11 protein-coding genes are annotated in these 15,684 nt (G+C 34.1%); 8 read left to right on the plus strand and 3 right to left on the minus strand.

From position 1 onward, the window contains the following. Positions 1 to 722 precede the first annotated feature (722 nt). The 6 genes from glgB to SLH48_RS00030 all read left to right on the plus strand — a co-directional run bounded on the left by glgB (position 723) and on the right by SLH48_RS00030 (position 10,911). Entirely contained in the window at positions 723 to 2,537 is a 1,815-nt protein-coding gene (gene glgB / locus SLH48_RS00005) for a 1,4-alpha-glucan branching protein GlgB (protein ID WP_413785381.1), read from the plus strand. Between the two features lie 4 nt (positions 2,538 to 2,541). Further along, on the plus strand, positions 2,542 to 3,666 hold the full coding sequence (locus SLH48_RS00010; protein ID WP_320256586.1) for a glucose-1-phosphate adenylyltransferase: 1,125 nt from the start codon (positions 2,542 to 2,544) through the stop codon (positions 3,664 to 3,666). A gap of 85 nt (positions 3,667 to 3,751) precedes the next feature. Next, positions 3,752 to 4,777: a sugar phosphate nucleotidyltransferase gene (locus SLH48_RS00015; protein ID WP_320256587.1), complete on the plus strand. Its 1,026-nt coding sequence runs from the start codon at positions 3,752 to 3,754 to the stop codon at positions 4,775 to 4,777. Beyond that, positions 4,774 to 6,228, plus strand: a complete 1,455-nt coding sequence (glgA, locus tag SLH48_RS00020) for a glycogen synthase GlgA (RefSeq protein WP_320256588.1) — start codon at positions 4,774 to 4,776, stop codon at positions 6,226 to 6,228. The genes SLH48_RS00015 and glgA overlap by 4 nt, the downstream gene beginning before the upstream one ends. After that, positions 6,218 to 8,626, plus strand: a complete 2,409-nt coding sequence (locus tag SLH48_RS00025; RefSeq protein WP_320256589.1) for a glycogen/starch/alpha-glucan phosphorylase — start codon at positions 6,218 to 6,220, stop codon at positions 8,624 to 8,626. The genes glgA and SLH48_RS00025 overlap by 11 nt, the downstream gene beginning before the upstream one ends. 284 nt (positions 8,627 to 8,910) lie before the next feature. Then, positions 8,911 to 10,911, plus strand: a complete 2,001-nt coding sequence (locus SLH48_RS00030) for a methyl-accepting chemotaxis protein (protein ID WP_320256590.1) — start codon at positions 8,911 to 8,913, stop codon at positions 10,909 to 10,911. A gap of 103 nt (positions 10,912 to 11,014) precedes the next feature. Here SLH48_RS00030 and SLH48_RS00035 read toward each other — a convergent pair whose 3' ends face one another. Next, the gene (locus SLH48_RS00035; protein ID WP_214483744.1) at positions 11,015 to 11,812 is read right to left on the minus strand and encodes a TIGR00266 family protein; all 798 of its coding nucleotides are present in this window, start codon (positions 11,810 to 11,812) and stop codon (positions 11,015 to 11,017) included. 452 nt (positions 11,813 to 12,264) lie between these two features. Between SLH48_RS00035 and SLH48_RS00040 the strand changes: the two genes are divergently transcribed. After that, positions 12,265 to 12,465 carry a cold-shock protein gene (locus tag SLH48_RS00040; protein ID WP_214483743.1) on the plus strand — a complete coding sequence of 67 codons (201 nt, stop codon included), beginning with the start codon at positions 12,265 to 12,267 and terminating at the stop codon, positions 12,463 to 12,465. A gap of 151 nt (positions 12,466 to 12,616) precedes the next feature. On the opposite strand, the gene SLH48_RS00045 is transcribed toward SLH48_RS00040, so the two are convergent. Beyond that, positions 12,617 to 13,381, minus strand: a complete 765-nt coding sequence (locus tag SLH48_RS00045) for a yteA family sporulation protein (RefSeq protein ID WP_320257130.1) — start codon at positions 13,379 to 13,381, stop codon at positions 12,617 to 12,619. A gap of 364 nt (positions 13,382 to 13,745) precedes the next feature. On the opposite strand from SLH48_RS00045, the gene SLH48_RS00050 reads away from it, so the two are divergent. Beyond that, on the plus strand, positions 13,746 to 14,432 hold the full coding sequence (locus tag SLH48_RS00050) for a DUF3885 domain-containing protein (protein WP_320256591.1): 687 nt from the start codon (positions 13,746 to 13,748) through the stop codon (positions 14,430 to 14,432). 70 nt (positions 14,433 to 14,502) lie between these two features. Here SLH48_RS00050 and SLH48_RS00055 read toward each other — a convergent pair whose 3' ends face one another. Continuing rightward, a complete protein-coding gene (locus SLH48_RS00055; RefSeq protein ID WP_320256592.1) occupies positions 14,503 to 15,441 on the minus strand; it encodes a 1,4-dihydroxy-2-naphthoate polyprenyltransferase in 939 nt (312 codons plus the stop codon). Positions 15,442 to 15,684: the final 243 nt, after the last annotated feature.

Genomic DNA, 15,684 nt, shown 5'->3' on the forward strand with positions numbered 1-15,684 from the left:
GTCAAGTGGTTAAGACACCGCCCTTTCACGGCGGTAACACGGGTTCGAATCCCGTACGGGTCATCCATTTAGACATTGCACATTGTGCAGTGTCTTTTTTGTGTTGTGTTTGGAATGACAAAAATAAAATATGAAGGGCGGATTGATTAATTGGTTTGCTTAGCAAGTTTTACTTTGTCATTTTTTTTACTCCTCTTCACAGTAGTTCCCTTTTGTTCATTCCATAAGGTAGATTCATACTGTTTATTCGAAGTACTTAATTTACGGAATCATAGTGTTTGAACTATATGAATGGTTAGGACGAAAGTAACTCCGAAACGAATAGATAATTTGATTACTTTTACAACGTGAGCATTCTCAGTGTAATTATTAACCCTCAAAGATAAATAATATTGTAAAGTTATTCTTCATATGAAAATGTAATTGCGTTTTTAAAAATATACCGAATAAATTAAATAACCTTTTATTTCAAATGAACATTCTAATTGTATGCGCTTACATTATTCGTTTTTTAACTATGATATGAGCTTTTATGACATATTATGTAGAATGATGTAGTAAAAATACGAATCATTTTAAAAGGAATTATTATTTTATTCGTGAATAATTAATATTAATGAAAACTATATTTTGAAAAGAGGGGAAATACATTGACAGTAAGCGCGCCTCCAACAGATTTTGATTTGCATTTATTTCATGAGGGCTCTTTATTCCAAAGTCATATGCTATTCGGTGCACATATTTGTCAAAAGGGTGACGTCATTGAGGGAACACGATTTTGTGTTTGGGCGCCACATGCTCAGAGTGTAAGTGTAGTAGGGACTTTTAATGATTGGAATGGAAAAAACTTTGAGCTTGAGAAAATAAATGATGAGGGAGTATGGCATCTTTTTATGCCTGTTAATTTAGCGGGTGAGATTTACAAGTATGAAATTGTCACACCGTCTAATCAAAAAATACTAAAATCAGATCCCTATGCATTTTACTCTGAAGAACGTCCTCAAACAGGGTCAATTGTTTATAATATGAGTTCCTATAAGTGGAAAGATAAAAAATGGCAAAATCGAAAACAAAAGAACGTACAATCTAAACCTGTTTTTATTTATGAGTTACATTTTGGGTCTTGGAAAACAAAAGCTGATGGGAGCCATTATTCATATAGTGAATTGGCGGAGTTGTTAATTCCGTATGTTGTAGAAAATGGCTATACACACATAGAACTATTACCACTTATTGAACATCCATTGGACATTTCTTGGGGTTATCAAGGAGTAGGTTATTTTTCAGCTACGAGTAGATATGGATCTCCACATGAGTTAATGAAGTTTATAGATCTATGCCATCAACAAGGAATTGGCGTTATTTTAGATTGGGTTCCAGGTCATTTCTGCAAGGATAATCATGGGCTATATATGTTTGATGGGCAGCCGACATATGAATATGAAAATTCACAAGATCGAGAAAATCCAGTTTGGGGAACTGCTAACTTTGATCTAGGCAAGCCTGAAGTTCAAAGCTTTCTAATTTCGAATGCACTTTTTTGGATTGAGCATTTTCATATTGATGGTTTTAGAGTTGATGCTGTAGCTAATATGATTTATTGGCCTAGTACAGATGGACATCAACATCTTAATAAAGGAGCCATATCATTTTTACAAAAAATTAATGAAGTTATTTCCTTTTATGCACCTGAAACGTTAGTAATTGCGGAGGATTCGACTGACTTCCCTCAAGTAACAGGAAGTGTATCAGCAGGAGGTTTAGGATTTAGTTACAAATGGAATATGGGTTGGATGAATGATATCTTGACTTACATGAAGGCTGAGTTCATTGACCGTCAATATTTACATGATAAAGTAACTTTCTCACTTCTATATGCATTTTCAGAGAAATTTGTATTACCACTATCGCATGACGAGGTTGTTCATGGTAAGAAATCACTGTTAAATAAAATGCCTGGTGACTATTGGCAGAAATTTGCCCAGCTTCGCCTTTTATACGGCTATTTAATAGCACATCCTGGTAAGAAATTGTTATTTATGGGTGGAGAATTTGGACAATTTGATGAATGGAAAGATCAAGAACAATTAGATTGGAACTTGCAAGATTTTGTCATGCATCAAAAACTTCATGCATATGTTAAAGAGTTACTTAAAATTTATAAAAGAAATAAAGCTTTATATGAAATGGATGATACTCATGACGGTTTCGAATGGATTGATGTAAACAATCATGAGCAATCAATATTTTCATTTATTAGAAAAGGAAAAAATGAACAGGACTTTTTAATTATCGTATGTAATTTCACTGCTACAGTTTACCATGATTATATAGTTGGTGTTCCGAGCAAAGGTGAGTATCGGGAAATTCTAAATAGTGACGAATTGGATTTTGGAGGTGCTGGAAATAGAAATAGCAAAAAAATAATTAGTAACAAAGGCACATATCATGGGAAGCCATATCACTTAGCAGTTACAATTCCTCCATTAGGGATATCGATTATACGTCCTATTAAAAAAAGAAAGGAGAAGAAGTAAACTGATGGGCAAAAAAAAATGCATAGCAATGATCTTAGCAGGAGGAAAAGGTAGCCGACTACGGTCATTAACAAAAGAGATAGCAAAACCAGCAGTGCCATTCGGAGGTAAATATCGAATTATTGACTTTGCGTTAAGTAATTGTACAAATTCAGGAATTGATACTGTTGGAATTCTTACTCAATATCAGCCATTAGAATTACATGATTATATTGGTATAGGCAGTGCTTGGGATCTTGATCGTAAAAATGGTGGCGTAACACTATTACCTCCGTACATTGCGGAGGCAGGAATGAAATGGTATACGGGGACAGCCTCAGCAATATATCAAAATATTAATTACATTAAACAGTATAACCCTGAATATGTACTGATTTTGTCTGGAGATCATATTTATAAAATGGATTATGCGTATATGCTTGATTACCACATTCAAAAACAGGCAGACGTATCTATTTCTGTCATCGAAGTTCCGTGGGAAGAAACGAGTCGCTTTGGCATTATGAATACCGACGAAACCATGAATATTACTGATTTTGAAGAGAAACCAACGAATCCTAAAAATAACCTTGCTTCAATGGGAATTTATATTTTTAAGACATCTATTTTACTTGATGTATTAGAAAGAGATGAACTTAACCCTGAATCAACGCATGATTTTGGCAAAGATATTATTCCTTTATTACTCGGTGAACAAAAAAAATTAGTCGCTTATCCTTTTCAAGGGTATTGGAAAGATGTGGGTACTGTTAATAGTTTATGGGAAGCCAATATGGATTTATTACACAATGATACAGATTTAAATATATATGATCATTCATGGCGAATTTACTCAGTTAATCCTAATCATCCTCCACAATATATAGCCCCAACTGGAGACATAAGAGAGTCCATTGTATGTGAAGGGTGTATCGTAGAAGGAGAGATTGATCAATCTGTTCTCTTCCAAGGTGTACATATTATGGAGGGAGCAGTTGTGAAAAATGCTGTAATTATGCCTGGAGCAACTATTGGGAAAAATGCTTATATAGATAACGCCATTATTTCTTCAGGTGTTAATATATGTGATGACATGATTATACGTAAAAAGGACGAAAGTGATGAAATCATTTTGGTTAGTGAGGAATAATTTGCATTATAAGAACATATGAAAATTATATTACTTATTTCACATATGTTTGTTCATAAATGAACAAGGAAAGGATGGCGAATAAATGAATCAAACGATGCTTGGGATCATTGATGCAACACAAAGCTTTGACTCTATACAACAACTAACTATCAATCGCTCAGTAGCAGCAATCCCATTTGCTGGGAGATATAGATTAATTGATTTTGTACTTTCCAATATGGTGAACTCTGGAATTACTAGTGTCGCTATTTTTCCGAAAGATCAATATCGTTCACTTATGGATCATATTGAATATGGCAAGCAGTGGGATTTAAATCGTAAAAGGGATGGATTATTCTTTTTTCCTTCTGCGGTAGATTCACAGAGTGAGGAATTCAATGTTTTCCGGCAGTATAAGAACAACATCGATTATTTTCTTCGTAGCAAACAGCAATACGTATTAATCTCAAATTGTTTTACAGTTTGTAATATTGACTATCAAGCTATTTTACAACAACATATAGAATCACAGTGTGATATTACTGAAATTGCACATAACGGCAAACCTATGGGTATGTACATCTTTAATTTTTCTCTATTGTTTGACTTAATCACTAACTATGAAAAGTTTGGATATACGACGATTCAAGACGTGGTATTAGATCCTTCACATCATTTACAAATATGTAGATACGAATATGAGGGATATGTTGCAAAAATAAACACCATAAAAGATTACTATACACATAGTCTAGAACTATTAAAACCTCAAGTATGGAAAGAGTTATTTAACCAAATTAATCCAATTTATACTAAGGTGAAAGATGAACCCCCTACAAAATATATGAATGGCTCGAGGATAAAAAATTCATTTATTGCAAATGGATGTAAAATTGAAGGTGAAGTTGAAAATAGTATCATCTTTCGCTCGGTTAACATAAGTAAAGGGACAGTAGTAAAAGACAGTATTATTATGCAAAAGAGTCAAATAGGTGAAAATTGTGTATTAAACGGTGTCATTTTAGATAAAGATGTTAAAGTAGAAAATAATGTCATACTTACAGGTGATTACACGACACCATATATAGTTCCAAAGGGAACAATTCAAGGAGCGTTGATGAATACATGAAAGTTTTATTTGCTGTTTCAGAATGTGTACCATTTGCAAAAACAGGCGGACTAGGTGATGTAGCAGGAGCGTTACCGAAAGAACTTAAACAACTCGGTACAGATATTAGAGTGATCTTACCAAAATACGGAACGATTCCTGTCCAGTATAGAGAAAAAATGAAAAAAGAAGCGAATATAACTGTTCAAGTCGGTTGGAGACAGCAGTATTGTGGAATTGAGTCATTAGAGCAAGATGGAGTCACATTTTATTTTATCGATAATGAATATTATTTCAAACGTGATTTTATCTTATATGGTCATTATGATGATGGTGAACGTTTTTCATTTTTTTGCCAGGCGGTATTAGCATCGTTACCCATCTTAGACTTTAAGCCAGATGTCATACATGCTCATGATTGGCATACTGGAATGATTAGTTATTTGTTAAAAGAAAAATATAGTAAAGTGCCCTTTTACGAGAAAATAAAGACTGTTTTCACTATTCATAATCTTCAGTATCAAGGCGTTTATCCGAAAGAAATTTTACCAGAATTATTTGGTTTAAATGAACAATCATTTGCATCAACTAGCCTGGAGTTTTATGGGAATGTAAACTTTATGAAAGCAGGTATAGTTACCTCAAATGTTGTTACAACGGTAAGTCCCACATACAAACATGAAGTTCAGACACCTTATTATGGTGAGAAATTAGATGGAGTTCTTAGAGATAGAAAACAGTCGCTCGTTGGAATATTAAATGGCATAGATGATCAATCGTATGATCCCAAAAATGATCCATATATTACTAAGAATTTCGATAGAACCTCTATAGATTCAAAAGTATTGAATAAACAACATCTACAAGAACATTTTTCATTACCTGTTAGAAAAAAAACACCAGTTATCGCAATGGTAACAAGGTTAACCCAACAAAAAGGGATTGATTTACTTATAAATATTTTCCATGAACTTATGCAAGAAGATATACAATTAATTGTCATTGGGTCTGGAGATCATCAATATGAGTCATTCTTTAATGAAATGGTAAATCATTATCCAGATAAGTGTAAAGCATACATCGGTTTTCACGAAGAGTTAGCCAGGATGATATATGCAGGAGCAGACCTATTCCTCATGCCTTCCTTATTTGAACCGTGTGGATTAGGTCAATTAATAGCAATGAGATATGGAGTTATTCCTATTGTAAGAGAAACAGGTGGCTTAAACGATACGGTTGAATCATTTATTGAAGAGACAATGACAGGAAATGGCTTTACATTTACGAATTATAATGCTCACGATATGTTGTATACAATTAAGAGAGCATTATCCTATTATCATAAAACTGATTTGTGGAATAAGTTGATTATAGAAGTGATGGGTCGTGATTTTAGTTGGGCACAATCGGCTTTTAAATACAATCAGCTATATGCTGATTTGATGACTCGGAGTGGTAATCGTGTTCTCTAACAAAGAGACGTTCAAAGAAGCATTTATCAAAAAATATGAGACCATATATGGGAAGGGATTTCGTTATTCAACTATACGCGATCAATATTTTACGCTAGGAAACATGGTAAGAGAACATATAAGCACCAAATGGATCGAAACTAATGAAAGGAACCGCCTGAATGAAAATAAACAGGTGTATTATTTATCAATTGAATTTTTACTAGGAAGATTGCTTGGTAATAATTTAATTAATTTAGAAATTAGAGAAGTTGTTGATGAGGGATTAGCGGAACTTGGTATTAGTTTAGCTGAAATAGAGGAAAGTGAAGCAGATGCAGGACTAGGTAACGGAGGATTAGGACGTCTTGCAGCATGTTTTCTAGATTCATTAGCTTCTTTAAATCTTCCGGGACATGGATTCGGTATTAGATATAAGCATGGGTTGTTTGATCAAAAAATAGTTGATGGATATCAAGTAGAACTACCTGAACAATGGTTGCGACATGGTAATGTGTGGGAGGTTCGAAGACCAGATGAAGCAGTAGAGGTCCGTTTTTGGGGTGAGGTTGAAACAACTAATAAAAATAATTATTTATCATTTCGACATGTTGAAACGGAAATAGTGATGGCTGTACCATACGATACACCAATTATAGGTTACGGCTTACATTCAGTTAATACCCTTAGAATTTGGAGCGCGGAAGTTTCTCCTCATGCAGTTCGTAAAAATATGATGGATTATAAAAGTGAAACTGAAGCAATTTCAGAATTTTTATATCCAGATGATACACATGTTGAAGGAAAGCTACTAAGGTTAAAACAGCAGTACTTTCTAGTATCTTCTAGTCTGCAAAGTATTGTTCGTTCATATAAGCTTAATCACAGTAGTTTAAGAGATTTTCACGAACATATTTCTATTCATATTAACGATACTCATCCTGTATTAGCTATTCCTGAATTAATGAGGATTCTACTTGATGAGGAGCGTATGAACTGGGATGAAGCGTGGAATATAACAACAAATACAATTTCATATACGAATCATACTACATTAACAGAAGCACTTGAGAAATGGCCAATTGACATTTTTCAACCGCTTCTTCCGAGAATTTATATGATTGTTGAAGAAATTAACGAGCGATTTTGTAGAGACTTGTGGCAAAGGTATCCTAATGACTGGGAACGAATTGAACGTATGGCTATTATTGCTCATGATGTTGTAAAGATGGCACATCTTGCTATCGTAGGCAGTCATAGTGTAAATGGAGTAGCAAAATTGCATTCTGAAATTTTAAAGAAGCGAGAAATGAAGTTATTTCATGATGTTTTTACTGATAAATTTAATAACAAAACAAATGGCATAGCGCATAGAAGATGGTTATTAAAGGCAAACCCTCAATTGACAATGCTATTAAATGAAACAATAGGAGATTCATGGATTTCATCACCTGAAAAACTAATTGAAGTCCAAAAATATTGTGAGAACTCAATCTTTCAGGAACAGTTGTATCATGTGAAGCAAGAGAGAAAAAAAATACTAGCACGCAGGATAAAGGATCAAACTGGTCTTGTCGTTGATACACATTCTATATTTGATGTCCAAGTTAAGAGGCTTCATGCATATAAAAGACAATTGTTAAATGTACTGCATATTATGTACTTATATAACAGGCTAAAAGAAGATAGAAGTTTCATGGTCTTCCCAAGAACTTTTATTTTTGGTGCTAAAGCATCACCAGGATATTTTTATGCAAAAAAAATAATTAAATTAATTAATTCAGTTGCCGACATTGTGAATAATGATTCGGATATAAACGACATAATAAAAGTAGTTTTTTTAGAAAACTATAAGGTATCACTGGCTGAAGAGATCTTTCCTGCTACAGATGTTAGTGAACAAATATCGACGGCGAGTAAGGAAGCCTCTGGAACAGGAAATATGAAATTTATGATGAATGGTGCTATTACTATTGGGACACTTGATGGAGCTAATGTAGAAATGAATGAGCGGATTGGTCAAGAAAATATGTTTACATTTGGCCTTTCGGCAAACGAAGTCATCCAATACTATGAACATGGAGGCTATCAATCTACTGAATACTACCATCATGACGAACGAATTAAACAAATAATTAATCAATTAATAAATGGCTTTTTTCCACATGTGTTAGATGAGTTCGAGGTCATTTATGACTCTTTACTTATACAAAATGACCATTATTTTGTTCTTCGAGACTTTGATTCTTATGTTTGTACACAAGAGAAGATAGGAATTTCCTATCAAATTAGGGATGAATGGTTAAAAAAGAGTGCTATAAATATTGCACATTCTGGCTACTTTTCTAGCGATAGAACAATACAACAATATGCAGACAACGTTTGGAAAATAACTGCTGGTTTATTAGAAAAAAACTGATCTAATATTTACTTGTTCATATAGAGAGTGGCGAACGATCATTTGATAGGCCACTCTCTTTTTTTTATTTACAGAGTTCAGACCCCGCCTCTTAAGGTGGGGTTTTGCAATTAGGTGGGATTAATTTTGCACCTGCTTATCCGAAGTTAAAGCTTACATAGGTTAAATACATTATTTCTATGGGTATAGTGTAATTTTATGCTTGTGTACTTTGTGAATTATGTTAAACTTTGAAAGGTGTGGAAAAAAACCAAAAATTATACAGCAGGATGGTGAATTAGCGATTGTTTACATCAATTAAGAGGAAGCTTCTAGTGTTATTTATGCTATTAATGATAGGTACGTTATTATTTGTTGCTTTGTTTTTGCAATATCAAACGGAGCAACAAATTGAAAAAGACGTCAAAATACAGGCTGAAAACCTTGTCGAGCAAATAAATAATTACGTAGATTCATTTGTTGAGAAATATGCGATTAGCATTGAAGAGATTAGTAGAGAAAAAGACTTTGAAGCATATGTATTAGCTATGTTATCTGCCAATGAAAGTGACATTAAGGAATTAGACCCTATTATTCTGGACAGATTTAATAATTACTTAGATCTTTATTCCGATGCGTATTTAATTTATGTGGCTGCTAGAAATGACACACTGAAAATTCAGCCACCCGTGGAATTAGGTGAAAACTTTACCGTGTTTGATAGACCTTGGTATACGTTAGCAGAGCAAACCAAGGATAAGGCCATATGGACAGAACCTTATATTAGTGAAGACGGTGAATTAGTAGTAACAGTGTCAAAAGCAATGATAATTGACAACGAGTTTAAAGGGGTCATTGCTGCTGATCTTAAGCTTGAACAATTAGAATCAGTGATGCAGAATATTGATCTAACGAATAACGGTTATCCTTTTATACTTGATAAAAATAAAAATGCCATTGTGCACCCGACAGAGAGAGGGAACAACTTATCTAATCTTGAATTTATAGGCAAGATGTATGGAGAAAATGAACAGGGCTTTTTCCATTATAATTTCAACGGTGAGGAGAAGGTACTTGCATTTGAAACTGTTGATCAAACGGGTTGGAAACTTGGGACGTCTTATACATATAAAGATTTAATGGCCAGTTCCAATAAATTACGTAGTTGGATTATGATTATTTCATTAACAGCTGTAGTTTTATCATTAATTATCGTTTATGTTGTTACGAGTCGCATATTAAACCCAATCATACATTTGAAGAAAGATGTAATGAAGGTAGCTGCTGGAGATTTAACTGTTAAGACAAAACAAAAAACAAGAGATGAAATAGGTGATTTGACTATTCACTTTAACGATATGGTGAAAAATATGCGCCATTTAATCTTAGCTATTGAACAATCTAACAACCATGTATTTGAATCGGTTCAAGGGTTAAGTGCTGTCTCAGAAGAAACAAATGCTTCAAGTGAAGAAATTGCCAAAGCGATAAATGAAATTGCACTTGGAGCATCACGATCAGCGGAGGATATAGAGAAATCCAATCAATTAATTAGTGTACTATCTACTCAAATAAAAAATGTTACAACTCTTACTGATAAGATGTCATTACTATCCGTAGATGCCGAGAAAGCAAATGAAAATGGGTTTGAGAAGATTGAGGAATTAAAAAGCATATTTTCAAAGACTGAAGAGAATTTTAATACAGTTGATGAAATTATCGTTCATTTAGAGAAGAAAATAGCGGAAATTGAATCTGTCATGAAGACGATTAATGATTTTTCTGAACAAACAAATTTATTGTCTTTGAATGCAAGTATTGAAGCTGCTAGAGCTGGGGAGCACGGTAAAGGATTTGCTGTAGTAGCAAACGAGGTTCGAAAATTAGCTGAGCAATCAACTGTTGCTACTGATCAGGTTCGTAGAACAATACAAAGTATTCAATCAGAATCAAAGCGAACGGTACATGAAATGGCAAATACAAAAAGATATTATAAAGAACAAGCCCTAGTTGTGAATGATACTGAACAAGCGTTTAATACGATTTCAACAATTGTAGACCAATTAAAGAGCTCAATAGATGATGTGCAAGAAGATATGACGAATATTCATAATCATCGACAAGAAGTTTCGCAATCAATTGAGAATATTGCGGCAATGTCACAACAGGCTGTTGCTGCTTGTGAAGAAGTGAGTGCTTCAACTGATGAGCAATCAATAGCATTTAATTCGGTTACAAAAGTATCAGAAGATTTATTAGAGTCAAGTGAAGAATTAACAGAGAGGATTAGCAGATTTAAAGTATAAGAAAGGAGTATATTTAATGTGACTTGGATGACTGGCAAGCGCTAAAGTATGATGGCTTGCCGAGTCACCTTGATATTTTTATAATTTTGACAGATTGTGCTTATTAGTTATCTCCGTCAAGGAAGTTACCTAAACCGCCCAAAATGCTACCTTCTCCTGTTGTTTTACCTGGAGTTTGAGGGGCACTTGCAAAAATACGATCAGCCAAGCGACTAAATGGCAATGATTGTACCCATACTGTACCTGGACCTCTGACAGTAGCAAAGAATAAGCCTTCACCACCAAAAAAAGCTGTTTTTACTTTTCCAACAAATTCAATATCATAATCTACTTCTTTTGTCATGGCAACTAAACAGCCAGTATCAATACGTAACATCTCGCCAGGCTGAAGCTCACGACGATGAATTGTACCACCAGCATGTAAGAATGCCATTCCATCTCCCTCTAGTTTTTGCATAATAAAGCCTTCGCCACCAAAGAATCCTGCACCAAGCTTACGCTGGAATTCAACGCCAACAGATACCCCTTTAGCAGCACATAAAAAAGCATCTTTTTGACAAATTACTTTCCCATCTAAATCACTTAAGTCAATAGGAATAATTTTACCAGGGTAAGGTGCGGCGAATGAAACGTGTTTTTTCTCGTTCCCTTCATTTGTAAATACAGTCATAAATAAACTTTCCCCAGTAATAACGCGTTTTCCTGCACCCATAAGTTTACCAAACAATCCAGATCCACCACGTTTTGAGCCATCCCCAAAAATTGTTTCCATCTCAATTCTATCTTCCATCATCATCATTGCGCCTGCTTCTGCAATGGTACTTTCACCAGGGTCTAGTTCAATTTCTACAAACTGCATGTCGTCTCCGTATAATTTGTATTCAATTTCATGTGCGTTCACGATAATCACCTCAATAAATTTTGTATCATTACGTATATTACATTCGATGTAAATAATGAATCTCCCTGTCTATTGTATAAGATTGTTTCATTTTATCAAATATAAAGTGATGAATTAATGTAGCAATGTGAAGAGATTTGTAACATTATGTATAGTTGTATAAATTGGTTTACTTAAGATCATCATTTTGTAGAAAAACCACTTAGGAAATATGCTAGAAACATGTAGAATATCAGTGTTTTATCGTGTTTGACTTAGGTTCAGATGGTATGCTATTGTAAGCTTACTATTGATTATAAAAGGGCGAAAGTAAGGCTGACAATAGACTTTTAAGAAGTGTGAGTTATATTTGTTACTCAATCTTCAAGTTTTCTTTTTAACCACCATCTTTTGCAATCGGTAGGAATCTTGTTTTACACGAGTTGAGTGTATATTTAGGAGGAAAAAGATTAATGCAAAACGGTACAGTAAAATGGTTTGATAAAGAAAAGGGTTATGGGTTTATAGAAGTGGATGGCGGTGGAGATGTATTTGTACATTACAGTGCAATTGCTGGAGATGGATTTAAAACTTTAGAAGAAGGCGAAAAAGTTAGTTTTGAGGTAGTTGAAGGAGCTCGAGGCCCACAAGCTTCAAACGTCGAAAAGCAATAACATTTGCTTACTTTTGATTGACCTCTTTCTATAGAGGTTATTTTTTTATTCCTATTGGTATATAGCATATTTTTTAATTAATTTACATAAAAAAAGCCATTCTTGTTTCGACTCACAAATGGCTTTTTATTTGAATACGAATCAATCTGTATCATTCTGAATCTTCTAAAGATTCTTCTGTGTACGGGTTTTTCTCGTAAGGTAGTAAATCACCAAATGGTGTCATCATACCTTCCTCGTCTAACAATTGTTCATATTTCTCATGCTGTATATTAGGGTATACCTTTACATTTTTTCCTTCGATATCTGTTCCCGCAAAGTTCTCATAGTCCTCTACATAACCTAAGTTTTCATCCGATTCAATATACATATCATTATAGTGGTCTGGTGGATTAACGAGATCAGATGGTGATTCTGAAGTACCAAAACGTGCTACTTCCTGCCATGAATCTTCAGCATCAAAACTCACAGCATCTTTATCATCATTATTAAACTTCCCATATGGAGGTAATAATACTCCCTCTTCAATAGGTCTGTTGTGAGATACAGCCTGATCAGGACTATGTTCTTTGCAATGTAATGCGGTAGGCAGAGCTTGCAAACGTTCTATCGGTATATCCTTTCCACAAACAATGCAAGTGCCATATGTTCCATTGTCTATTGCATCAAGAGCATTTTCGATATCAGTTATTTCTTTTTCAACGTGCTCTAAAAGTGATATATCCTTTTCACGTTCATATAACTCTGTCCCTAAGTCACCTGGATGGTTGTCATAGCTTGATAATTCACCAACCGAATCATGTGCGTCAGAAAGCTTCAGGTTAAAATGATTATTTGCTTCTAGTTGGGACTTAAGTTGGTTTCTAGTAGTAATCAAACTTGAACGGAAGGCTGAAGATTGGTCTTTTGTTAGCATAGCTAGTCTCCTTCCTGTATAGTCAATAATCGAAACGACAGTGCCTGCTTTGATATCCAAGGCATATTATTCAATGTCTAGCTCAAGTGTCAAACGCGTCGAGTGGTTGGCCTGTAGCGCTTAATTGAGCAGCCTGCATGGGTGATAACAGGGCACTTACGCATTATTATGTCTAGCTCAACATCGTAGCCTCTTTAGGTTCCTTCGCCATACCATTTCAAAACAAAAGCTCATTCAAATGATTATGCCTTAAATGCTTGGCGAGACTAACCTAGTAGGCTCTACTTTTCTTATTGTTTACTTATTGCGGAAAAAAATAATTAAAAATTGTCTTATTTGCAGATTAATTTTATGAGGTGTTGGAATGACATTAAACGATTTTATGCAGGAAACATTCCCTAATTTAGAGCTAAGACCACCTTTGTTTTATAGTTGGGATACTGGCATACGGTTTGAACTTGGGGTAGACTGGAAAAAGGACTATGATTATCCAAATAATCCATATGTATTAGGGTGCTATCAAAGAGCAATTACATTATTTGAAGCTCTACATTCTTCTACGGACGATATATTTGTAGTGATGGATGTAAATGATTTTAATCAAGGTAAAAACATTAAGCGTGTATTAACAAACTTTTCACCCTATGTTGAGAAGTCGTTATTGTATACTTTAAAGCACCAAATAATACCCTATATTTTTCCTGAAGTTGATGAACAAGGAACATATAGAACACATAGATTTACTCTAAAGTGTAAATCTACAGAATTTAAATACAAACGTTTGTTAATGGCATTATGCAATCATGATTTAGGAATAAAACCAAGTATTTATCATAGGGTTTATTTCATAAATATAGACAAGAAAACGATCTATCATGTTTACGATGACAGAGGTTGTGATTTATTGGCAACTTCACCTGAAACAATAAGAGGTATGTATAACAGGTATAATAATTGGATTTTGGATTATGACAAACCTGAAATTAACAAGATTTTTAAATTGAAATATGTTGAGGGAAACACCGTAGCTGGTGTTTCCCTCACATATTAATAATCAACATACCATTACTAAAAAACATTAATCGATGTGAACACAAAAAAAACACGACGATGAGCCGTGTTTAAAACCAGTAACTTAATAGTAAGCCAAGTGAGAGTAAAAAACCAAAATGAGTATTTGTTTTGGCTGTAGCCTTCATAGCGGGCATCATTTGTATCGGAATGTTTTTTCCAACGAAGCCCTTTGTAGCTTTAATTGCACTTGGAATACTTATCAATACTAACAAAACCCATGGTGAAGAAATATTAGCTAACACTAAGATAACAACCCAGCCATATGAGATGATAAACATACCAGCTAATAATTTTATTGCATTGGGTCTACCTAGAATAATAGCTAATGTATTTCGTCCATTTTCTTTATCACCATCTAAGTCACGAATATTATTTGCAAGCAGTATAGCTCCAACTAATATTGAGACGGGTATAGATACAAGTATACTTGCTATTGAAACCGTATCAGTTTGAATAAAATAGGAAAGTAATATGATAATTAGCCCCATAAATGTGCCAGCAACTATTTCTCCAAAAGGTGTGTACGCAATCGGGATAGGTCCGCCTGTATAATAATATCCAGCTAGCATACAAATTGTCCCTATAAGTGCTAACCACCAGCTACTATTCAAGCATATATATATACCTAAAAATGTTGCAATAGCAAACAAAAGAAAAGCGGCTATTAGGACAGTCTTTGGCTTTACTCCATCTCTTACTATTGCTCCTCCAATTCCGACTGACTCTTCATTGTCCAATCCCCGTTTAAAATCGAAATATTCATTAATCATATTTGTTGCTGCTTGAATGAGTATACAAGCAATTAACATGACTAGAAATAGCGGCGTATTTATCTGGGTTTGCTCTAAAGCAAGTGCTGTACCGATAAATACAGGGACGAAGGCAGCAGTAAGTGTATGTGGCCTTGTTAAATTCCACCACACCTTCCATCCTTTATTTTGTTTGGGCATTATGGATTTTTGTTTCATATTTATTTGTGATTCCATAATTTCTCCTCCCCTCTTAAAGAGAAATTTAACATAAAAAAGGCTGTTTTCATATCGATTGTTGTTTATAAATTAAAGCACGAATACAACGAGGATGTGTTAGCTTTTAAAAAGTTCCAACTTTAAAAGACCTCATCTAGCTATGCTTTAGTAAAATAGCAACAATTTTAACGAAAAGAGCTATAAAAAATTATGAATACAAATTAAGTGTAGAAAAAGGGTAAGACCCTGTCAATCATTTTA

It is taken from the genome of Cytobacillus sp. IB215316, from assembly GCF_033963865.1.
GTDB classification, from domain to species: Bacteria; Bacillota; Bacilli; order Bacillales; family SM2101; genus Nanhaiella; species Nanhaiella sioensis.